We start from the raw sequence: 23387 nt of genomic DNA, 5'->3' as shown, positions 1-23387 counted from the left end.
TGACATTCCACAACATTCTCTCTGCCACTGAAGGTTTAATTTAAATTTTTATAATATTTCAATTCCATACTATCAATCAACGTTAATTTCTCTCGTGCAGGTGTTCTTGGTCTGGCATCTGGAATCATCTCTGGGTATCCAAGTACAAGGCTGCAAACCTTCGATCACTTGAAAAAACATTGCAACAAATCTAAGAATGTTAGCATCATCAACCTACATTCCCTTGTGTCAGCTGATTATTATAAAGGTCAGAGTAAAATCCATTCCTCATTCGGTAATCATTTTTTTAAAAGATTCTTAGAAATTTAAAGATGAAATATTGTATACATGCAAGTATGACTAAAAACGAAAAGTTGTAAACACTGAATTTGATTAAAAACTTTTTGCTCTCTTTACGGTTGGCCTGAATGAATAGTTTATAAGAGATTACACTGGCTAAAGACGCGATAATTGTTCCAAGTCCTCCGATATTTACTCCTAATAATAAGGGTTTCCAATCAGAAGTAAAGTTTGACAGGAGAATTGAAGCAGGCACATTGCTGATCAATTGACTCAAAACTATAGAACTAAAAAAGACAGATGTGCCTCCTCTTAAATTAGCGCGAGCAAATGTGTTCATTTCATTTGAGTTAGATATATTTCCAATAAAAATAAAAAAACAGACAAAGGTTATCAGAAGAAGATAATCAATCTTAAATAGTAATTTTCTATTCAAAATAAATGCTGTCATCAATGTGATTACTAGCGCAATGTAATAATTGATGGCTCCAAAAATAGACGCGATAATAATGACAAGTATCAGGCTCCAGACTACAGCTTTTTTTCGATCTCTTATGGTAGTAACAGGAAGTTCTATTTTTAATTCTGTTTTACGAAGTTTTTGAATAAATATAAACAACGAACTGATGCCAAGCACAGCTAATAACAGGACTGAACCAAAAAATGGGATGGGCTTAATTCCATAGTAAGAATAAATGTACAAATTTTGCGGATTTCCCATAGGCGTCAGGCTGCTTCCGATGTTTGCCGCAATTGTCTGCAGGATGATCGTATCCATCATATTCATTTGTGTCTTTTTACTAATGACAAGTGTTATTGGTACAAAGGTGAGCAAAGCGACATCATTCGTTACAAACATCGAGCAAATAAAGCATAACAAAATCAGAATAACGGATATTGTCCTGCTGTTATTGCATTTATTCAATATAGCAACAGCAAATTTGTCTAATAACTTTAGCTCTTCAAAGGCCTTTATGGCCACCATTAGATTAAATAAACTGATCAGCACTTTAAAATCAATATATTCGAGCCTTGGCGGATATATAAAGCAGCTTACAACTGCCAGTATCAGTGAAATGGTAAGCACTATATCCTTTTTTAAAAATGCAAATTTCATAAGGATTCTTTTTTTATTTTGGACGAATATTAATTCTTTCACAATGCACCACCTGTAATCTACGTTAATAGAAAGAAACGAAAGAGCAATTATTACCCTAAATAAGCATTCTCTAATATATATCCAACAAAATCCATAGATTACAATAAATTCAATAGATTTTCTTATCAACTAGATGTTCCATAATCTGGTCCTTAAATGGAATAATATGACTAACGTTTTTAAACAACAACAATAATATAAGGTATTTTTTATGTGTGGCTCCTGTCAAAAAGCATGCTTTATGACAGACAGGCTCGATATGTCTAGAAAAGAGTAGGTCACAAGGTCCTGAATGAGAATTTTGCAATATGTCATCCCTGCAAAACACTTTATGACATATAGAAATAGGTTCTTAGCGTGACTGAATTGAGGCATTTTTTCTTTTGTAAATCCACGTAATGTTGGCAGGCAAAGAAGCATCTCCTACAAGCTAGATGGCTTTTTCATATTCCCTCATTATTTTATAAAACGTGTTTTTCTTCAATTCTAACATCTCCATAAATATAACGCCTCTCTAATGTCTGCACCGACATTTTGAGAGGCACGACTTGCAAAGAGGTTACATCCAACATCCGTTACTAATGAAAGTAGCGCCACCAACACCATAATCAATCCCGTTTGCTGGATAACGTGGACATTGCGTTCTACTACTCCGAAATTAACAATATGCGCTGCTAATGTGGGCTGGAGCAAATCAAAAATACTTCAAATATCATAAAGAGCGGCCCGAGGATAACGTATTTCCAGTAAGGCCTGATATATGTTTTTAATCCCCACATACTTACTTTGCTCCTTTGGCTAGATAATCTTTTCAAAATTGGCTCATTCTAAGGGTCCTTTTTCTTCCTCTTTCTCTGTTTGATCCGTTTTTGGATTCGTATCTTCGACTTCATGGAGTTCAAAGTGCTTGGTAAATTCGTCAATCACCAACTCAATCGCTTTTAATTCCCCAAGAATAATTGGTTTAATTTCTTGGAACTCTGGTGCTTCTAGCTGCTGTTTTAATGTGATACTTTTTACCTTTAGTCTTTCTAAAAACTCAAGTGCTCGACCTCGGCGAAAGGTTTGAGCACCATGATGATGATGCTTTCCTTTATGTCTCCCTCCCCTATGCTTTTCACCTTTCATATGACCATCAAAATCCTTCATTGCTACACATCCTTTCGTATACATTTGTATACAATATTTATATACCTAATGTATACAAATGTATGCACCCTGTCAAGTAAATTGTTCATAAAGAAAACTCGCCGATTGGCGAGCCCTGCTCTCGGGCGAAGACAGAGGCGTAGTTACACTTATACTGTACTACTAAAATTCCCCACTACGTCGAATGAACTTCCATCTGGGAATTTATACCTTTTTACAGTGTGAAAAGCGAATCATTCCTAAAATTAAAGCAAAAAAAGAAGCTAATCTTCTACATATGTAGACGATCAGCTTCTTTTTCTCTTTAAACGGACTTTTTCAGTGCCCGCTCTTCTTACTATTACTTGCTCTCTGTATTAATTAAAGACGCGTGCACGAAGTCACGGAACAACGGCTGCGGTCTTGTTGGACGAGATAAAAATTCTGGATGGAACTGAGATGCTACAAACCAAGGATGGTTTTTCAGCTCAATAATTTCGACTAGGCGACCATCTGGGCTTGTACCAGAGAAAACAAAGCCCGCCTTCTCCATCTCTTGACGATATTGGTTATTAAACTCATAACGATGACGATGACGTTCATATACAACCGGCTCACCGTATGCATTAAATGCTTTTGTTTCTTCACTAAGCTTACAAGGGTATAGGCCAAGACGAAGCGTTCCGCCAAGATCTTCTACATCCTTTTGCTCTGGAAGCAAATCGATAATTGGGTACGGTGTCGTTGGGTTAATTTCAGAGGAGTTTGCTCCTTGAAGCCCTACTACATTTCGTGCAAATTCAATACATGCCAGCTGCATGCCTAAGCAAATGCCAAGGAATGGTACATGATGTTCACGAGCATATTGCGTCGCAACAATTTTACCTTCTATGCCGCGGTCACCAAAACCACCTGGTACAAGAATACCATCTGCATCTCCTACAAGCTCTTGTACATTTTCGGCAGTTACATGCTCAGCATTAATCCACTGAATGTCAATATCAGCATCAAATGCATAGCCCGCATGACGAAGTGATTCTACAACGGAAATGTAAGCATCTTGAAGCTCTACATATTTTCCTACTAAAGCAATCTTCACGACTTTAGATAAGTTGCGAACCTTATTAACAAGTGACTTCCACTCTTCCATCTCTGCCGGTTTGCAGTCAAGCTTTAAGTGATCGCAAACAATTTGATCCATCTTTTGGTCCTGAAGCGCCAATGGCACAGCATATAGTGTATCAGCATCACGACATTCAATAACTGCCTTCGGATCAATATCACAGAATAGGGCAAGCTTGTCCTTCATATCCTGAGAAACCGCCATTTCTGTACGAACAACAATAATATTCGGCTGAATACCTAAGCTGCGAAGCTCTTTTACGCTATGCTGCGTTGGCTTTGTTTTCATTTCACCTGCCGCTTTAATATATGGAATTAAAGTACAGTGAATGTACATTACATTATTGTGGCCGATATCACTTTTAATTTGACGAATGGCTTCTAAGAACGGCAATGATTCAATATCGCCAACTGTGCCGCCAATTTCTGTAATAACTACATCCGCACTTGTTTCACGGCCCGCACGGTATACGCGCTCTTTCAATTCATTGGTAATATGAGGGATAACCTGCACTGTCCCTCCTAGGTAATCGCCACGGCGCTCCTTTTGAATAACCGTAGAATATACCTTACCTGTTGTAACATTCGAATGCTTCGTTAAGTTAATATCGATAAAACGCTCATAGTGGCCAAGGTCAAGATCCGTTTCTGCACCATCACCTGTCACAAATACTTCTCCATGCTGATATGGGCTCATTGTCCCTGGGTCAACATTGATGTAAGGATCAAATTTTTGAATTGTAACATTTAACCCGCGATTTTTTAATAATCTTCCAAGAGATGCTGCAGTGATCCCTTTTCCTAACGACGATACTACACCGCCTGTTACAAAAATATACTTAGTCATGAATGTTCTCCCTTCCGTCGTATCACATCTATTATTTAATACGCCGCTTATTACGGCAGTATGTAAGGAGCAGCTCGTTTATTTACACTGTAGGAAAGTATAAATTTCCAGCTAGAAGCCATTTGACGTAGTGGGAATTTTTAGGAATACAGTGTAAGTGCAACTACGCCTCTGTCTTCGCCTAACGGCTCACCCTTGCTCTCTTCCGTAAAAATAACCATCCCCGCCCACAGGCTGCTTGCCGATACATAGCAGGGCTTTCTTGCACAGGGATTTAGACATGCCCTAAACTTATGCTACCCAAATAAAAAAAGAAAATTGCTAACCCTATACTGTTAGTGTTTCAAAATAGGGAGCAATTCTCTTTCTATATAAACAACGTACATGTTTTTGCTTTTTTAAAGAGCCCAAAAATGATTGTACCTACACTATGTAGAAAAGTCAAGAACTACAATTCTTCCTCTTCTTCTGTTTCTTCTGTTTCTTCGAAGTCTTCTTCTAGCTCTTCAAGTTCCTCTTCCTCTTCCAGGTCGTCGAGTTCCTCATCGTCTTCAATCAAGTCTTCTTCTTCAATCAAGTCTTCGTCTTCATCTTCATCATCGATGAAGTCAACATCCTCTTCCATCTCATCGAGGTCATCGAGATCATCAGTATCTTCATAATCTGTATCTTCGGCTGCGAAGTCATCAAATTCATCCTCATCGACTTTGCGCTTCTTCTTCGGTTTCGGCTGCGGCAATACTTCTTCTTCAATTTGCTCGTAAGGGTACCAGCTGCGCAAGCCCCAACGGTTTTCACCTAAGCTGATAAAACGACCATCAACGTTCAAATCTGTATAAAACTGAGCGAGTCGTACCGTTACTTGTTCTTTTGATAAACCGAGCGTTTCTGATACTTCCTCTACGATATCTCGGAATGCAGTTGCCTGCTTTTTGCCCTCGAGAATCGCATAAGCAAGCTCGATCATAGACAATTCTTTCAGTTCCTCTGGAGAATATTGCTCTAGATTCACGTGTGAGGCACTTCCTTTCTTTACCATGTATCATCTTACATCATTTCGTTCCGATCGCCAGAAATAGAATCCAGCGCCGATTCATTTGACTAGCCCTTATACCAATTAGCTTATTTTAAGGGAAATCTCATTTTACTATAAGGCCTGTACAAAAAAAATCCATACTATTCATTATAAACAAAACAGCAGGAAATATGCTATAGAAAAGAGTCCTTTTCCTTTAAGAAAAGAGAAACTTTTCTTAAAGTGTAGCAAAAGAGGGAAAACAGCCCGTTTGCCCTCCCTCCAAGCGCTGACCGATAGCCTCAGATCGCTAGCTTTCTTACATATTGCGCCGGTATTGCCCGCCCACTTCATATAACGCCTGGGTAATTTGGCCAAGGCTCGCATACTTGACCGTCTCCATTAGCTCGGCGAAAATATTGCCGCCGGAGACAGCAGTCTGCTTCAGCTGATCCAGAGCCGCTTCCGTTTGCTTTTTATTCCGTGCTTGGAATGCCTTCAAATTACGGATTTGTGTTTCTTTTTCTTCATATGAAGCGCGGGCAAGCTCCATGTTGTTCATGTTCTCTTCTGATGCCTCATTTTGGTTTAGATACGTATTCACTCCGATAATCGGCAGCTCTCCCGTATGTTTTTGCATCTCATAATACATAGATTCATCCTGAATTTTGCCGCGCTGGTATTGTGTTTCCATCGCACCGAGTACGCCGCCGCGGTCATTAATACGCTCAAATTCCTGCAAAACAGCCTCCTCCACGAGATCTGTCAGTTCCTCTAAAATGAAGGAGCCTTGCAGCGGATTCTCATTTTTGGTTAAGCCGTGCTCCTTTGTGATAATAAGCTGTATGGCCATCGCTCGGCGTACTGATTCCTCCGTCGGTGTTGTAATAGCTTCATCATACGCATTTGTATGCAGGGAGTTGCAATTATCATGCAGTGCCATAAGCGCCTGAAGCGTTGTGCGAATATCATTGAAGGCGATTTCCTGCGCATGCAAGGAGCGGCCAGACGTTTGCACATGGTACTTCAGCTTTTGGCTTCTTTCGTTTGCGCCATATCTTTCCTTCATCACAATTGCCCAAATGCGGCGCGCCACACGACCAATTACCGAATATTCCGCATCAAGTCCATTGCTAAAAAAATATGATAGATTTGGCGCAAAGTCATCAATATGCATACCGCGGCTTAAGTAGTACTCTACATAGGTGAAGCCATTTGACAGCGTGAACGCCAGCTGGGAAATTGGATTTGCGCCAGCCTCTGCAATATGATAGCCGGAAATGGATACAGAGTAGTAATTGCGTACCTTATGCTGGATAAAGTACTCTTGAATATCCCCCATTAACCGCAGCGCAAACTCGGTGGAGAAAATGCATGTATTTTGCCCTTGGTCCTCTTTTAAAATATCCGCCTGCACCGTGCCGCGAACGCGCTGCAAGGTTTGCGCTTTGATTCTCTCATATTCTTCATCAGTTATCGTACGGCCAAGCTCCTGCTCTGCCTTTTCGATCTGCTGCTCAATTGCTGTGTTCATAAACATCGCTAAAATGATTGGCGCTGGTCCATTAATCGTCATTGATACCGATGTGGACGGCGCGCATAAATCAAAGCCGCTGTACAGCTTCTTCATATCATCTAGTGTACAAACGTTCACACCGCTTTCGCCAATTTTCCCGAAAATATCTGGACGATGCGCCGGGTCTTCTCCGTATAGCGTAACCGAATCAAATGCCGTGCTCAGGCGCTTCGCCTGATCCTCCTGACATAGGTAATGAAAACGGCGATTTGTACGCTCGGGCGTCCCCTCACCAGCAAACTGCCGCTTCGGGTCTTCATCAGAGCGCTTAAACGGAAACACCCCTGCAGTATACGGAAATTCACCCGGGACATTCTCCTTGCGTACCCAGCGTAATATTTCCCCGTAATCCCTGTATTTTGGGAGCGCGACCTTCGGGATTTCTGTACCAGAAAGCGTTTTCACCTTTAATTTTGTCCGAGTTTCCTTATCACGCACCTTGATGACAAATTCATCCGCCGCATACTTCGCCTTTACCTCATCCCACGTATCCAGAATCCGCTTCGCTTCTGGTGAAAGACTATTTTCATAGCTGATCTTGACAGCCTGCAGCGTCTCAATAGCAGCGGCATCTGCCCCCTGCTCCTCAATCGCCTTTACCGCACCTTCAATTTGAAAAAGGCGCTCTGCTGCCTTCCCCTGTTCCTCTGTACTCTTATGATAATTGCGCACTGTATCGGTTATGTCACGCAGATAGTAGCGGCGGTCATTCGGAATAATCATATTTTGCTTTTGCACAGAACCTGCTTGGATTGTTTTTGGTTTCCAATTCTTATTCGCTTTCCTATTGATGAGCTCTAGCAGCCTCAGAAATACAGTGTTGGTACCCGCATCGTTAAATTGGCTCGCAATCGTTCCGTATACAGGCATTTCCTCCAGCCGCTGCTCAAACAGCATATGGCTTCGTTGGTACTGCTTTTGCACCTGACGCAGCGCATCTTCTGAACCTTTGCGTTCAAACTTGTTAATTACAATGAGGTCTGCATAATCAATCATATCAATTTTCTCAAGCTGAGACGGGGCCCCGAACTCACTTGTCATAACATACATACTTAAATCGCTGTAATCCGTAATGGCTGCATCTCCCTGACCAATACCGCTCGTTTCAACAATAACTAGGTCAAATCCTGCCGCTTTGACAACCGTAATTGCATCCTGAATCGCAAGAGAGAGCTCCGATCGCGACTCCCTTGTAGCAAGACTGCGCATGTAGACGCGCGGAGAGTGAATAGCGTTCATCCGAATGCGGTCGCCAAGAAGGGCTCCGCCTGTTTTTTGCTTCGTTGGATCAATCGAGAGGATTGCTATTTTTATATCATCGATTTCCTGCAAAAAACGGCGGATCATCTCATCTGTTAAGGAGCTTTTTCCAGCACCGCCCGTTCCCGTAATCCCAAGCACAATCGCATTGCCCTTGGCGCACTCGCCTAATGAAGCAATGATTTCACTCCCTTTTCCAACGCTTTCCTCCGCCAGGGTGATGAGTCTTGCAACAGTACTTGCATCGTCTAAGTCGATCTGCTTCGTTATATTCATGACGTCCCGCGTGGTCGGGGCATCACATTCCTCCAGCATTTTATTGATCATCCCCTGCAATCCAAGACGACGCCCATCCTCTGGTGAGAAGATTCTCCTAATACCGTAGGCATGCAGCTCATCCATTTCCCGCGGAATGATGACACCGCCGCCACCGCCATAAATCCGAATTTGGTTCGCTCCTTTTTCCTGAAGAAGATCATACATGTATTTAAAGTATTCTACATGCCCGCCTTGATAAGATGACACAGCAATTCCCTGCACATCCTCTTGAATCGCCGCGTTGACAACCTCCTCTACGGAACGGTTATGGCCAAGATGAATGACTTCCGCTCCGCTTGCTTGCAGAATTCGTCTCATAATATTGATAGAAGCATCATGCCCATCAAATAAACTAGAGGCTGTTACAAAACGAACCTTGTATGTCGGACGGTATACTTGAATTACAGCCATATTTCACTCCCCTATTCCTTTTAGATATCCCTCATTCGAACACCATTCAATAGGTACCTAAGCTGCAAATCTGTGTATTCCTCAATCGTATATAGCTTCTGCATCGCCCAGCGACGAAAGCCCCACATTTGTCCTTGTACGAAAATATTATGGGCAATCCCATCAATCTCCCGCTTCGTTAAGAGGAATTCGCCGTTTTCTACGCATTTTTGTAAAATGGTTTCAAACATCGCAACCATTTCCATCTCTTTTCCGAGAATGTACTTAATGGATTCGCTTGGTAAAGACCGCATTTCCTGATATAAAATCAGAACCTCTTCTTGAAATTCATTCATTACCTTAAAATAGCTGGTCACAGCTGCTGTCAAGCTTTCTAGGCTCCCCTTTTCTGTATTGAGGGCCTGATCGAGCCGTTCCTTTACATTTTCATAAATACTGTCACACACAAGATAAAGCACATCATCCTTGGTGCGAATATATTCATAGAGCGTACCGATGCTAAAGCCGGCAGCCCTCGCAATTTCTCTTGTTGTTGTCCGATGGAATCCTTTCTCTTTAAAGAGGCTTACAGCACCTTTGACCATTTGCGCCCGCCGCACCGCAACGAGCTTTTCATCCTTGACGGATGCTTGTACAGTATGTTTCCCCAATGTAATTCCCCTCTCCTATTGTACAAGGGAAGCACAAGAGAGCCTGCGCTTCCCTCCTCGTCTCCCGCTTCACTGATTCCTTAAAGCACCAAGTTATTTGGCTAATATACGGGAGATAACAAGTCTTTGAATTTCTTGCGTCCCCTCATAAATCTGTGTGATTTTCGCATCGCGCATAAAACGCTCCACCGGGTAATCCTTCGTATAACCGTAGCCGCCAAATACCTGTACCGCTTCTACTGTGACCTTCATTGCGGCATCCCCGGCGAAAAGCTTCGACATAGCGGATTCCTTGCTGTAGGGGAGCCCCGTTGATTCCAGCCACGCCGCTTGATATGTTAATAGCCTTGCCGCCTCCACCTGTGTCGCCATATCTGCCAGCTTAAAGGCGATGCCCTGCTGCTCAATAATCGGCTTGCCAAATTGCCGGCGTTCTTTAGCATACGCCACCGCTGCGTCCAGAGCACCCTGTGCAATTCCAACAGCCTGTGCCGCGATGCCGTTACGGCCGCCGTCGAGTGTCTGCATCGCAATCTTAAAGCCTTGACCTTCCGCGCCAAGAAGATTCCGAGCCGGTACGCGGCAATCTTCAAAGATAATTTCCGTTGTCGGTGAGGAACGAATGCCAAGCTTTGCTTCCTTCTTACCAATAGAGAATCCCGGCGCGTTAGCCTCAACAATAAACGCACTTGTGCCGCGATGCTTTACCCCAGGGTCTGTTAAAGCAAATACAATATAGATGTCCGCAACCCCTCCATTTGTAATAAAAATTTTGGAGCCGTTCAGAACATAATGATCACCGTCACGTTTTGCCGTCGTCTTCATGCCTCCAGCATCAGAACCAGATCCCGGTTCTGTTAAACCGTAGGCTCCGATTTTTTTCCCCTCCGCCAGCGGTCGTAAGTATAATTGCTTTTGCTCCTCCGTACCAAATGTATACAGCGGCCAACCAGCTAGAGAAACATGAGCAGATAACGTGACTCCCGTCGAAGCGCAAACGCGGGACAACTCCTCTACCGCGATGCAATAGGCCAGGTAATCGCTGCCAATTCCGCCGTATTCCTCCGGCCATGGAATCCCTGTTAGGCCAAGCTCCGCCATTTGCTCAAAAATCCCCCGCTCAAAACGCTCCTCCTCATCACGCGCCGCTGCAGTAGGTGCTACTTCATTTTTAGCAAAATCCCGAACCATTTTCCGGATCATCTCATGTTCCTCTGATAATCTGAATCTCATGCTTCATTCCCCCGATTCTACAGATGCTTGCTAATCACAAGGCGCTGAATTTCACTCGTTCCCTCATAGATCTCGCAAACCTTGGCATCGCGGAAAAAACGCTCGACCGGATAGTCCTCTGTGTAGCCATATCCGCCGAAAACCTGAATGGCCTCAATGGAAACCTCCACAGCTGTTTTTGATGCAAATAGCTTTGCGATTGATGCCTCCTTCGCACACGGAAGCCCTCGTTGCCGAAGCGATGCGGCTCGATAGACAAGAAGATGCGCGGCCTCCACGCCTGCGGCCATATCTGCCAGCTTAAAAGAGATTCCTTGCTGCGCGTAAATCGGCTTGCCGAACTGATGGCGCGCCTTTGCGTAACGAACAGCCTCTGCCAGCGCGGCCTCCGCGATGCCAAGCGCTTGAGCAGCGATGCCGATGCGTCCGGCATCAAGATTGGCCATGGCGATATTAAAGCCCTTCCCTTCTGCACCAAGAAGGTTTTCCGCCGGTACCATCATATTGTCAAACGTAAGCTGGACTGTACGTGAGCCGTGCAGTCCCATTTTCTTCTCATCTTTACCGATAATAAGCCCGGGTGCTCCCTTCTCTACGATGAAAGCCGAGATCCCCCGCCGGCCAGCTGACCGATTCGTAGAGGCGAATACGATATACGTATCCGCCTCGCCCCCGTTCGTAATAAATGCCTTTGAACCATTGATTAGATAGTGATCGCCCTTCTTGACGGCATGGGTTTTTAAGCTTGCGGCATCCGAGCCCGCGCTCGGCTCCGTTAAAGCAAATGCACCCAGCAGCTGCCCAGTTGCTAAGCGCGGCACAAATTTCTGCTTTTGCTCCTCCGTACCAAAGTATAAAATTGGATTTGTTCCTACAGAGGTATGCACGGCAAGAATCACACCAACCGCTGCGCTTACCTTTGAAAACTCATGAATAGCAATCACATATGACGTAAAGTCCATGCCCGCACCGCCGTACTCCTCCGGAACCGGAATCCCCATCAGCCCCAGGCTGCCCATCTTCCGCAAGATATCACGCGGAAATTCCCCCTGCTCCATACGAGGAACAAAGGGGGCAACCTCCTTTTGTGCGAAATCCCGAACCATTTTTTGCAGGGTGCGCTGTTCATCTGTCAATGAAAAGTTCACATTCTTCACCCCTAGCTCATATAGTACCGAAGGACAGGCCGGTGCGGCTCAGTCCCTACCGGCTACTCGTATACATAAAAGCCGCGGCCTGTTTTCTTTCCAAGCCAGCCTGCCTTCACATATTTTCGAAGAAGCGGGCATGGGCGGTATTTGCTGTCGCCTAAGCCCTCATGCAAAACCTCCATAATATAGAGACATGTATCAAGCCCAATAAAATCAGCAAGCGTTAGCGGCCCCATCGGATGATTCATCCCGAGCTTCATCACTTCATCGATCGCTTCCTTAGTTGCGACGCCTTCATATAATGTATAGATAGCTTCATTAATCATAGGAAGCAAAATACGGTTCGAAACGAAGCCTGGGAAGTCATTAACTTCTACTGGAACTTTACCGATTTGCTTTGTAACCTCTTCAATTGCTTCATAAACCTCATCCGTTGTCGCAAGACCCCGAATAATTTCTACGAGTTTCATAACGGGAACTGGGTTCATAAAGTGCATACCGATTACTTGTTCCGGTCTCTTTGTCGCAGCAGCAATTTCAGTGATCGGCAAGGATGAGGTATTAGACGCAAGAATTGTCCGAGCTGGCGCAATTTCATCGAGTTGTGCAAAAATTTGCTTCTTAATATCCATGCGCTCGACTGCTGCTTCAATCACAAGGTCTGCTTCAGCTGCGCTTTGGATGGTCAAAACAGGTGTAATACGTGCAAGTGTGTCATTCTTATCCTCTTCTGCCATACGCCCCTTTTCGACCTGCCGAGCAAGATTCTTCGTAATAACAGCAATCCCTTTGTCGATCTGCTCCTTCTTTACATCCTGGAGCACAACGCTATAGCCTGCCATCGCGCATACTTGCGCAATTCCGGATCCCATCTGACCTGCACCAATTACCATAATGTGTTGTACACTCATGTTTTTTCCCCCTTAATAAATATGTAATGATAAGCAAAATCAGCCTGCTTTGCTTGCGCCAAAAGTCTCCTCCCTTAGCAAATAGACCGATGATGCTAGACAACCTTTAAAGAAAACTTGCCGGTTGGCGAGCCCCGCCTTTGGACGAAGACAGAAGCCTAATTACCCCCACACTGTTTCCGGCTAGATCGAATTGACGTCTTCTAGCTGAAAACTTATACATTTTTACGGTGCGAGAAAGGTGAAAGCTCTCTCCCCTTAACGAACCTCAATCATGACTGCATCGCCTTGACCGCCGCCACTGCAAATTGCCGCAATACCGATGCCGCCGCCCCTAGCCTTAAGTGCGTGAATAAGCGTTACAATGATACGAGCACCACTGGCGCCAATCGGGTGACCGAGCGCTACGGCGCCGCCGTTTACATTCACCTTTTCCATGGGGATCCCCGCAATCTTGCTGCTAACTAGCACAACTGCCGCAAATGCTTCATTAATCTCAAATAAGTCAATATCTCTGGCAGCCTTCCCCGTTTTCCTCAGGAGTTCATTAATGACATAGCCAGGCGTCCTTGGGAAATCCTTTGCCTCTACCGCGATGGCCGCATGCCCAAGAATCGTCGCAAGCGGTGCCCTTCCCTCCTGCCGTGCCCGCTCCTCACTCATTAACACAAGCGCAGCGGCGCCATCGTTTAGTCCCGGCGCATTTCCTGCCGTAATCGTACCGTCCGCGCCAAATACAGGTCTTAGCTGGGAGAGCTTTTCTAAAGATGTATCCGTGCGCGGTGCTTCATCCCTTGTAATCATGAGGGCATCGCCCTTACGCCGCGGGATTGCAACAGGAGTAATTTCCTCCTGAAAGCTGCCCGACTGCTGCGCCGCCACCGCTCTCATATGGCTGTGATACGCCCATTCATCCTGCTCCTTGCGCAGGATTCCCTCTTCCTTCGCTACAGCGTTTCCGTATGTTCCCATATGAACACCGGAAAATGCACATGTTAGACCGTCCGCTACATTGGCATCAACAACTTCGTTATGCCCCATCCGATAACCCCAGCGTGCCCCGCCCAATAAATAGGGGGCATTGCTCATTGATTCCATGCCGCCCGCTACAATAAGCGACTGATCGCCAGCGCGGATGATTTGGTCAGCAAGCGTCACGCTTCTCATGCCGGATGCGCATACCTTATTAATCGTTTCTGTACGCGCCTCCCAGGGGATGTTTGCGTACCGGGCAGCTTGACGAGAAGGAATTTGCCCTTGCCCGCCCTGCACAACCGTTCCAAAAATCACTTCTTCCACCTGCTGTGGTACAATATCCGCCCGCTGTAAGGCAGCTTGAATGGCAATGCCTCCAAGCTCGGCCGCCTTTACATCCCTCAAGGCGCCGCCCAATTTTCCAATGGGTGTCCTTGCTGCTCCCAGAATAACTGTTCTAGCCAAGCCCCATCCCCCCTTTGCCGCACTCACGACAGCACAGCACCACTCCCAAAAATGAGATGACTGAACAATTGTTCAACCTTGCTCTATCAGGAGAAGATGAGATACAAACCTCTCTCATCTTAGCTGACCGCATCCCTTAGACTAAGAAGCCGGGTGCCCCATGTCTCCAATCACTGAACGCTCTAGAATCTCTGTTACATCGAGGGTTTCTACCATTTCCTCCACTTCCTTCGCCTTCGTACCGTCGCTTAGCATCGTTAAACAATATGGACATCCTGCGCTAATTACGGACGGACGAACTGCGAGCGCCTGCTCTGTTCTTGCAACATTAATGCGTGTTCCTGCTGACTCCTCCATCCACATCAGCCCGCCCCCCGCACCACAGCACATGCCGGTTTCACGATTTCGTTCCATCTCCACCAGAGTTACGCCGGGAATCGCCCTTAAAATATCGCGCGGCGCATCATATACCTCGTTGTAGCGGCCCAAATAACAGGAGTCATGGAATGTGATTGTCTCTTGAACCGCATGCTGGGGCTTTAATTTGCCTTCCTTTACCCATTTAGCAAGTAATTCCGTATGATGATACACATCTGCCTCTAGACCGAAGTCAGGGTATTCATTTTTAAAGCTGTTATACGCATGCGGATCAATCGTAACAATTTTTTTCACACCCGCTTTTTCAAACTCCTCTATATTCTTAGTTGCCAGATCCTGAAATAAGAACTCATTCCCAAGACGACGAGGTGTATCACCGGAATTTCTTTCTTTATTCCCGAGAATCGCAAATGAGACGCCAGCCTCATTCATCAGCCTTGCAAATGAACGGGCAATTTTTTGGCTGCGGTTATCGTAGGAGCCCATAGAACCAATCCAAAATAAGTACTCAAAATTTTCTCCCCTCTTGGACAACTCCTTCACTGTTGGGATACTTACATCCTCACATGCTTCACGCCACGTCTCGCGTTCCTTTTTGCTGAGCCCCCATGGGTTGCCCTGCCGTTCAATATTTGTCATTGCCCGCTGCGCATCGGCATCCATCCGTCCTTCCGTTAACACAAGATACCGGCGGAGATCGATAATTTTATCAACGTGTTCATTCATAACCGGGCACTGGTCTTCGCAGTTGCGGCATGTTGTACACGCCCAAATTTCAGCTTCGGTAATAACATCGCCGATTAAGTTCGGGTTGTACCCTGCGGCAGCTGCCGTTTCCTGCACGCCCGCCCCTGAGCCTTGCGCTGCAAGCTGATTACCGCGCGTGTGATTGAAGGCAAAGGCCGGAACCCACGGTGTTCTAGAGGTAACGGCCGCCCCTGTATCCGTTAAATGATCACGGAGCTTTACAATCAGGTCCATCGGCGATAGCAGCTTGCCTGTCCCTGTTGCTGGGCACATATTTGTACAGCGGCCGCATTCCACACAGGCGTACAAATCGATGAGCTGGTTCTGTCTAAAATCGGTGATGCTTCCAACTCCGAATGTTTCCTGCGACTCATCTTCAAAATCAATTTTTTCAAGCTTACCCGGGTTTGTTAGGCGGCTAAAATAGACATTTACAGGACCAGCGATTAAGTGAGCATGTTTAGACTGAGGTACATAGACAAGAAATGTAAGTAGAATCAGAAGATGTATCCACCAAGAGAGGTAAAAAAGAACCGTTGCAGCTAGTGAATTTAGATGAGATAGAATGTATGCGATTGCAGAGGCGATCGGTTCACTCCACGATAATTCTTCACCGTGCCAAATAATCCCTGCCCCATTTCCCAACAAAACAGAAATCATCAGGCCTCCGATGAAAATCAGCACAAGACCAGATTTAAAATTACGCTTCAGCCGTACAAGCTTTTCGATATAGCGGCGGTAAAATGCCCAAAATACTGCAATTAAAATAATGAGTGTCACAATTTCTTGGAAGAATGTAAATGCAGGGTAGAGCGGTCCAAGGGGAAGATGAGAACCGGGTGCTAAGCCTTTCCAAATGAAGTCAATCGCCCCAAATTGGACAAGAATAAAACCATAGAAGAACATGACATGGATAGTGCCGCTTTTTTTATCCTTCAGCAGCTTCTTTTGGCCAAAAACATTTTCTTTCACGTTTTGCCATCTTTCTTTCACTCTTCCATCAAACTCCGCTTTCCGCCCAAGCTTAATATAGGCGCTACGCGTTTGAATTACATATACGAATAGATACACCGCATATACGGTAATCACTGCAAACGCTAGCCAGTTGAAGAGCAGCCATATGTTCATTCTCTCAACCCCTTTCTATTATGGCACTTGCCTGATGGGCTTCTAGAAAAGTACTATACAGTTTGCTGGAGATCGGATACTACAATATATATGAAGCAAGAAGAGAATTCATCCAAATAAAATGAGCAGGCAGTATGTAAAGTTTTACGTAAGCGCTTAAAAAGGAAATGAGAATGGCGGCAGTTTTTTAGAGGATATAGTTTTAAAGAAAACTCGCCGACTGGCGAGCCCTGCTCTTGGGCGAAGACAGAGGCATCGTTGCACTTACGCTGTATTCCTAAAATTTCCGACTACGTCGAGCTGGCTCCTAGCTGGGAATTTATACTTTCTTACAGTGTAAATACATGGATTATACTTCCATTATAATTTGAATGAGCATTCAGTCAATGTTTTTATTCATAAGGGCAGCGAATTTTTTTCCTAACGCTGTGAAAACTAAAAGAACTAGTACAAAGAAGGGGGAGTATTATGCTATTTTTCTTGTTATCCCTCGCTTTCCTTCTCATTTGGCTGTCTGCTGATTATTGGTTCGGCAGACAAAGGCAGCTTAAACGGGTTCGACATCGTATTCTTCCCATGCGTGAGAGTGACTTTCGTTTATATACATACGGCCAAGCTCTTTATGATGACCTCTTCGCTGATATTCGCAGGGCCCGCCGTCATATTCACATTCTATTTTTCATCGTTAAAAATGACCCGATTAGTCATGAATTTTTGCGCCTGCTCATGGAAAAGGCACAGCAAGGTATAGAGGTACGGTTGCTGCTTGACCGGATTGGCAGCATTAGCCTTTCAAGAAAATGGATTCGCAAGCTGCGCCAAAGCGGCGTATATTTTTCATTTTGTCATAACATACGGCTTCCATTTTTATTTTATTCCGCTAATGAACGTAATCATCGAAAAATTACTGCCATTGACGGCGAAATCGGCTATATCGGCGGCTTTAATATTGGCGAGGAATATTTGGGACATGACCCAAAGCTTGGACACTGGCGGGATTATCATCTTCGGCTAGCAGGAGAAGGTGTACAGGATTTACAGGAGCAATTTCTTCATGATTGGTATGATGAGACAGCCGAAAACCTCATGTCCGAAGCAAAATATTTTCCAAAGCTGCAAAAAGGAAGTGTTCGGCACCGTTTCATCCCAACAGACGGTGCTTATTTGAAGCAAACCTTTCTCGACTTGATTGAAGAAGCCAAGCATGATTTATATATTGGAACGCCCTACTTCATTCCAGGCAAGGAGCTAGCAGATGCATTAGTCGCAGCCGCAAAACGCGGGGTACGCATTGCCATTCTCGTTCCGAAAAAAGCGGATCATTCCTTTGTGAGAGAGGCGAAGTTTCCGTACTTGCGGCGCCTGCTGAAAGCCGGCTGCACTGTTTATGAATTCCAAGATGGCTTCTTTCACGCAAAAATAATCATGATTGACGGCCGAATCTGTGATATCGGAACCGCAAATGTTGATTTCCGAAGTCTTTATATTAATCATGAAATGAACTGTATTATGTATGACTCGCCCTTCTTAGAGGTAATTAAAAAGGAGGTCGACCAAGATTTGGAGGCATCAACAAAAATCACCTTAGCTGATCTTACATCCTTGCCGCTTCCAGATCGAGTAAAGGAAGGAATTGCGAATATTATCGCGTTCTTTCTCTAAATTAAAGATAAGAAATCATACGGGAGAGGATTATGTGAAGATTCGATTCGGGTATGTATCGCACGCACTTTCGCTTTGGGACTGCTCCCCTGCAAAGACCATGACATTCACCCGGTGGCAGCAGCTTGAAAAAGGGGAACGGGAGGAAAAGCTCTCTATTATTACCTTGCAAAATCTACAGCACACACTGCGGGCACTTCATTACAATATTGCTCAAGAAATATGGCTCTATCGCCTCTCCTCCTCTATCGTTCCGTTAGCTACACATCCTGAGGTAGAGTTTGATTATATTGATCTGTTTCGTGATATGTGGAAAGAGATTGGACAGCTTATTCAAAAGCATCGCCTGCGCGTTAGTTTTCATCCAAATCAATTCACGCTGTTTACAAGTGACAAGCAGCATATTACGGACAATGCCGTAGTGGATATGGAATACCATTATCGTGTTCTCGAAGCGATGGGCATCGCGAAGGAATCCTATATTAACATCCATGTCGGCGGCGCTTACGGAGATAAGGAGGCAGCTATCGCCCGTTTCCATCAAAATCTCCAAAAGCTCCCTTTACCGATTAAGTGGCAAATGACGCTTGAGAATGATGACAAAACATACACAACTGAGGAAACTCTCGCCGTTTGTCAAAAAGAGCAAATTCCGCTTGTGTTTGACTATCATCATCACAAGGCAAATGAGAGCGGTGATGATCTCACTGCACTGCTTACGGATGTATTCACAACCTGGGATCATACAGAGATAATTCCGAAGGTACACTTGTCTTCTCCAAAATCTGAAAAGGAATTTCGCTCTCATGCTGATTATGTAGATGCCGCTTTTGTCAGACCATTCTTCGAAGCAGCTAAGGGGACTGGACGTGACTTTGATGTGATGGTTGAAAGCAAGCAAAAGGATAAGGCGGCGCTGCAGCTTGTCGAGGACTTTGCCAAAATGAGAGGGTATAAACGGATAGGCGGCGCTACAATTGAAATTTAATCGTACTAACGAGCTTGCTGTAGAAAAGTAGAAATGAAAAGGAGCTGATACCTCGAGCCTGCTTTCAGCGGACTTTTGGATATCAGCTCTTTTCTGGGCAAATAAACAAGGTAATGCAGCAACTATCTATTTCGTAACGCAGAGACTTTCGTAGCTACGACGAAACGCAATTAGATCTTTAATCGTAATGATTTTTAAGTTAAAACGTTCAGCAAGCAAGACTAGGTCTGGCACACGTGCCATTGTACCGTCATCCTTCAAAATTTCACAAATCACACCCACAGGCTCCCCGCCTGCTAATAAAGCTAAATCAACAGCTGCTTCCGTATGTCCTGCTCGATAAAGCACTCCGCCCTCTTTCGCTATTAACGGAAACACATGCCCCGGACGGCGAAAATCACTCGCTTTTGTATCCTCACGTAATAAAGCTTGGATTGTTTCAGAGCGTTCAAATGCACTAATTCCTGTTGTAGTGGTTTTGTAATCGATACTAATTGTAAAGGCTGTGCCATGCATATCTGTATTATGCTGCTGGACAATCATCGGATGCAGTTCAAATTTTGCAGCCAGCTGTTCAGAAATTGGCGTGCAAATAAGCCCTCGGCCGTACATAGCCATAAAATTAATCACTTCAGGTGTAGAATGTTCAGCAAGCGCAACAAAATCACCTTCATTTTCGCGGTCTTCATCATCACACACAATAATGATTTTTCCGCTCTGTAAATCCTTCAATGCTTCTTCAATTGTATGAAACATATTTGTCACCTCAACCATTTAACTAGCAAGAATTTTTAAAGAAGCTTTTTAAACTGGGAAATGACATTTTCAACTGTAAAGCCGTATTCCTCAATTAGCTTATCTCCTGGTGCTGAAGCCCCAAATTGATCGATAGCCAGTACAGAGCCATGGTCACCAACATATTTGCTCCAGCCTAAGGAAGCTCCCATCTCAATGCCAAGGCGCGCTTTTACGTTTTTAGGAATTACACTTTCTTTGTATGCTACTGATTGTTTTTCAAAACGATCCCAGCTCGGCATGCTAATTACCGATACGTGAATCCCTTCCTCCTGAAGCGCCTTTTGTGCTTCGACAGCTAGAGAAACCTCAGAGCCGGATGCGAGTAATAGACCAACAGCATCACCTTTTGCTTCAGAAATCACATATGCTCCCTTTTTCACACCTTCATATGCCCTCTCAGCATCAACAAGCGTTGGCAAATCCTGACGTGTAAAAACAAGAGCTGTTGGTGTGTCTTTACTTTCTAATGCCAGCTTCCAAGCCGCCGCTGTCTCATTGCCTTCTGCCGGGCGCATGGTAGATAAACCCGGCAGTGCACGTAAGGATGCAAGCTGCTCAATCGGCTCGTGCGTTGGTCCATCCTCTCCAACAGCAATACTGTCATGAGTAAATACATAAATAACGGGCAGCTTCATTAATGCAGAAAGACGAATCGCCGGGCGTAAATAATCCGAGAAGACAAAGAATGTAGCACCAAAGACCTTCACACCGCCATGAAGTGCCATTCCATTAAGAGCTGCACCCATTCCGAACTCGCGAACACCAAACCAAATATTACGCCCGCTGTAATCTGCAGCGCTAAAGTTTCCTTCACCCTTTAGTAAGGTTTTATTAGAAGAGGCTAAGTCAGCGGAACCTCCAAATAATTGCGGTGTATGTTTCGCAAGAGCATTTAATACTGTGCCGCTTGAAGCACGGGTTGCTAACTTATCTTCGCCAACGCGGTACACAGGAACGTCCCCAGCCCATCCTTCTGGAAGCTCGCCATGAATTGCTTGCGTTAACTCCTTCGCCAAGGCTGGATATGCTTCAGCATATTGGGCAAATAACTGATCCCATGCTTGCTCCTTCTGTTCCCCTGCTTCCTTTAGGCCTGCAAAATGTTCTTTCACTTCTTCTGGAACATAGAATTCCTCTTCATAATTCCAGCCGTACTGTTCCTTTACAAGCTTGATTTCAGCTTTCCCGAGCGGGGAACCATGTGAATCAGATGTACCGCCTTTATTCGGAGAACCATAACCAATGATTGTTTTGACTTCGATTAACGTTGGCTGCTCCTCATTTTCCTTTGCTTCAGCTAATGCTTTGGCAAGTGCATGAATATCGTTGCCATCCTCAACACGAATCACTTGCCAACCATATGCTTTGAAACGGTCCGCAGCACTTTCGCTAAATGACATATGAAGGTCGCCATCAAGAGAAATATCATTTGAATCATATAATACAACTAAACGGCCAAGCTTAAGATGACCCGCAAGCGAAGCTGCTTCTGCAGATACACCCTCCATCAGATCGCCATCACCGCAAATGCTGTAGGTATAATGATCAACAACATTAAAATGATCGCGATTGTACGTAGTCGCTAAATGTCTTTCTGCCATTGCCATCCCTACAGCCATGGCAATCCCTTGTCCTAGAGGACCAGTTGTAGCATCTACCCCAGGTGTGTGCCCAAACTCAGGATGACCTGGTGTTTTGCTGCCCCACTGACGGAAGTTTTTTAGTTCTTCTAATGATAGATCGTAACCAGTTAAATGAAGCAAGCTGTATAATAACATAGATCCATGACCTGCCGATAATACAAAACGGTCACGATTAAACCAGTTCGGATTGCTTGGGTTATAATTCATAAACTTTGCCCAAAGTGTATAAGCCATCGGTGCGGCGCCCATCGGCATTCCCGGATGACCGGATCCAACCTTTTCGATTGCATCAATAGAAAGAGTTCTAATAGTATTAATAGATAGCTGATCAACATTTACTTTTTGTTCAATCACGACTTTTCCTCCTTAATGGCGCGCCTCAATGAATTGAAAGTTTTTAATACTACCTCCAATTGCTATAAAGGAGTGTGTTAGCATAACACCCGCTTCTTTTTTACGGACTCCCTTAAGCAACGCTCCATCTGTAATTCCTGTTGCTACAAAAAAGCAGTCATCTGACTTTACAATTTCATCAATCGTTAACACTTTTTCAGGATCGGTTAACCCCATTTGAATGCAGCGATCGAATTCCTCTTGGTTTTGAGGAACAAGCTTGGCTTGAAAGTCGCCTCCCAAACATTTTAAAGCAGCCGCAGCAATAACCCCTTCTGGAGCGCCGCCTGTCCCTACTAATATGTCAATATCCATTTCCTCAATTGCTGTAGCGATTGCGCCAGTCACATCACCATCAGAAAACAGCTTGACTCTCGCGCCCGCAGCAAATACTTGTTGAATTAAATCATGATGACGCGGTCGATCTTGAATCATAACTGTCAGTTCGGTTACATCTTTTCCTAATGCCTTTGCGACAGACTTCATATTTTCAGTTAACGATGCATCTATATTTATGGCTCCCTTTGCCTTTGGACCTACAGCTATCTTTTTCATATACATATCAGGAGCATGCAGTAAACTTCCTTTAGTAGCTGCAGCAAGTACAACAAGTGAGTTATCCTGCCCTTTCGCCATTAAGCTTGTCCCTTCAACAGGGTCAACTGCGATATCTACCTCAGGTCCATTTCCCGTTCCAAGTTCCTCACCGATATAAAGCATAGGGGCCTCATCCATTTCCCCCTCACCAATTACAATCCGACCATTCATATCAATGAGGTTCATTTGATTACGCATCGCTTCTGTTCCGGCCCCATCCGCTGCATTTTTATCTCCCTTTCCTATCCATGGATAGGAAGCAATAGCTGCCCGCTGTGCTACAGTGAGGAAATCCATGGCTAACGTTGGGACGCACTCTTTACTGTTAATACTTGTTCTAATCAGCATATTATCCCCCTACTAGTTAAGACTTCAGTTAAAGAGATGAATTTATATACGATTAAATAAATAAATATACAACAAAGTCATGGAGGATTCACTAGGAAAACCCACACTAGGAATGGTAAACTCCATTTTCTTTTAAGAGGTATAAACAAAACCGCTATAATGCTTCCCTTTATCTTTTAGGGAAAATATATCTCTCAACTTAAAA

16 protein-coding genes and 2 pseudogenes are annotated in these 23387 nt (G+C 44.5%); 2 read left to right on the top strand and 16 right to left on the bottom strand.

Translation table 11 applies throughout. The features are described 5' to 3' along the window. Positions 1-286: 286 nt before the first annotated feature. The 13 genes and pseudogenes from EP737_RS08160 to EP737_RS08105 all read right to left on the bottom strand — a co-directional run bounded on the left by EP737_RS08160 (position 287) and on the right by EP737_RS08105 (position 16753). Complete coding sequence (locus EP737_RS08160; RefSeq protein ID WP_129727475.1) at positions 287-1438, bottom strand: SLC13 family permease; 1152 nt, start codon at positions 1436-1438, stop codon at positions 287-289. Positions 1439-1868: 430 nt separating this feature from the next. Beyond that, positions 1869-1946: pseudogene (locus tag EP737_RS26215) on the bottom strand (recombinase family protein); the annotation flags it as partial. After that, on the bottom strand, positions 1925-2131 hold the full coding sequence (locus EP737_RS25970; protein ID WP_205650900.1) for a 6TM ABC transporter family protein: 207 nt from the start codon (positions 2129-2131) through the stop codon (positions 1925-1927). The pseudogene EP737_RS26215 and the gene EP737_RS25970, both read right to left, overlap by 22 nt. A gap of 129 nt (positions 2132-2260) precedes the next feature. Next, positions 2261-2587: a hypothetical protein gene (locus EP737_RS08150; protein ID WP_246040202.1), complete on the bottom strand. Its 327-nt coding sequence runs from the start codon at positions 2585-2587 to the stop codon at positions 2261-2263. Positions 2588-2927: 340 nt separating this feature from the next. Then, positions 2928-4535, bottom strand: coding sequence for a CTP synthase (locus EP737_RS08145; protein WP_129727473.1), 1608 nt, complete (start codon positions 4533-4535; stop codon positions 2928-2930). Positions 4536-4983: 448 nt separating this feature from the next. Beyond that, positions 4984-5547, bottom strand: a complete 564-nt coding sequence (rpoE, locus tag EP737_RS08140; RefSeq protein ID WP_129727472.1) for a DNA-directed RNA polymerase subunit delta — start codon at positions 5545-5547, stop codon at positions 4984-4986. A 322-nt stretch (positions 5548-5869) separates the two neighbouring features. Next, positions 5870-9115 (bottom strand): fused isobutyryl-CoA mutase/GTPase IcmF, encoded by a 3246-nt coding sequence (gene icmF, locus EP737_RS08135; protein WP_129727471.1) that lies wholly within the window; start codon positions 9113-9115, stop codon positions 5870-5872. Positions 9116-9135: 20 nt separating this feature from the next. Beyond that, the gene (locus EP737_RS08130) at positions 9136-9765 is read right to left on the bottom strand and encodes a TetR/AcrR family transcriptional regulator (RefSeq protein ID WP_129727470.1); all 630 of its coding nucleotides are present in this window, start codon (positions 9763-9765) and stop codon (positions 9136-9138) included. 93 nt (positions 9766-9858) lie between these two features. Further along, complete coding sequence (locus tag EP737_RS08125) at positions 9859-10998, bottom strand: acyl-CoA dehydrogenase (protein ID WP_129727469.1); 1140 nt, start codon at positions 10996-10998, stop codon at positions 9859-9861. 17 nt (positions 10999-11015) lie between these two features. Beyond that, positions 11016-12146 carry an acyl-CoA dehydrogenase gene (locus EP737_RS08120; protein WP_129727468.1) on the bottom strand — a complete coding sequence of 377 codons (1131 nt, stop codon included), beginning with the start codon at positions 12144-12146 and terminating at the stop codon, positions 11016-11018. 62 nt (positions 12147-12208) lie between these two features. After that, positions 12209-13060 carry a 3-hydroxybutyryl-CoA dehydrogenase gene (locus tag EP737_RS08115; protein ID WP_129727467.1) on the bottom strand — a complete coding sequence of 284 codons (852 nt, stop codon included), beginning with the start codon at positions 13058-13060 and terminating at the stop codon, positions 12209-12211. A gap of 258 nt (positions 13061-13318) precedes the next feature. Further along, positions 13319-14500, bottom strand: coding sequence for an acetyl-CoA C-acetyltransferase (locus EP737_RS08110; RefSeq protein WP_129727466.1), 1182 nt, complete (start codon positions 14498-14500; stop codon positions 13319-13321). A gap of 141 nt (positions 14501-14641) precedes the next feature. Beyond that, entirely contained in the window at positions 14642-16753 is a 2112-nt protein-coding gene (locus EP737_RS08105) for a (Fe-S)-binding protein (RefSeq protein ID WP_129727465.1), read from the bottom strand. Between the two features lie 468 nt (positions 16754-17221). On the opposite strand from EP737_RS08105, the gene cls reads away from it, so the two are divergent. After that, a complete protein-coding gene (gene cls, locus EP737_RS08100; protein WP_129727464.1) occupies positions 17222-18415 on the top strand; it encodes a cardiolipin synthase in 1194 nt (397 codons plus the stop codon). 34 nt (positions 18416-18449) lie between these two features. Next, entirely contained in the window at positions 18450-19403 is a 954-nt protein-coding gene (gene uvsE, locus EP737_RS08095; protein WP_129727463.1) for a UV DNA damage repair endonuclease UvsE, read from the top strand. A 141-nt stretch (positions 19404-19544) separates the two neighbouring features. On the opposite strand, the pseudogene ribB reads toward uvsE, so the two are convergent. The 3 genes and pseudogenes from ribB to glpX form a co-directional block, all read right to left on the bottom strand. Further along, a pseudogene (gene ribB, locus EP737_RS08090) lies at positions 19545-20159 on the bottom strand (3,4-dihydroxy-2-butanone-4-phosphate synthase); the annotation flags it as partial. 35 nt (positions 20160-20194) lie between these two features. Then, a complete protein-coding gene (gene tkt / locus EP737_RS08085; RefSeq protein ID WP_129727461.1) occupies positions 20195-22198 on the bottom strand; it encodes a transketolase in 2004 nt (667 codons plus the stop codon). A 12-nt stretch (positions 22199-22210) separates the two neighbouring features. Beyond that, positions 22211-23182 carry a class II fructose-bisphosphatase gene (gene glpX, locus EP737_RS08080; RefSeq protein WP_129727460.1) on the bottom strand — a complete coding sequence of 324 codons (972 nt, stop codon included), beginning with the start codon at positions 23180-23182 and terminating at the stop codon, positions 22211-22213. Between the last annotated feature and the right edge of the window lie 205 nt (positions 23183-23387).

This window comes from Ectobacillus funiculus (genome assembly GCF_004138295.1).
In the GTDB taxonomy this organism is placed as follows: domain Bacteria; phylum Bacillota; class Bacilli; order Bacillales; family Bacillaceae_G; genus Ectobacillus; species Ectobacillus funiculus.
This window is presented reverse-complemented; position numbering and strand designations above follow the sequence as displayed.

Bases quoted from the DNA above. Each gene is read 5' to 3' on its own strand.
- EP737_RS08150 (WP_246040202.1), bottom strand. From the start codon at position 2,587: ATGAAGGATTTTGATGGTCATATGAAAGGTGAAAAGCATAGGGGAGGG.
- EP737_RS08145 (WP_129727473.1), bottom strand. From the start codon at position 4,535: ATGACTAAGTATATTTTTGTAACAGGCGGTGTAGTATCGTCGTTAGGA.
- icmF (WP_129727471.1), bottom strand. From the start codon at position 9,115: ATGGCTGTAATTCAAGTATACCGTCCGACATACAAGGTTCGTTTTGTA.
- EP737_RS08125 (WP_129727469.1), bottom strand. From the start codon at position 10,998: ATGAGATTCAGATTATCAGAGGAACATGAGATGATCCGGAAAATGGTT.
- EP737_RS08115 (WP_129727467.1), bottom strand. From the start codon at position 13,060: ATGAGTGTACAACACATTATGGTAATTGGTGCAGGTCAGATGGGATCC.
- EP737_RS08105 (WP_129727465.1), bottom strand. From the start codon at position 16,753: ATGAACATATGGCTGCTCTTCAACTGGCTAGCGTTTGCAGTGATTACC.
- cls (WP_129727464.1), top strand. From the start codon at position 17,222: ATGCTATTTTTCTTGTTATCCCTCGCTTTCCTTCTCATTTGGCTGTCT.
- glpX (WP_129727460.1), bottom strand. From the start codon at position 23,182: ATGCTGATTAGAACAAGTATTAACAGTAAAGAGTGCGTCCCAACGTTA.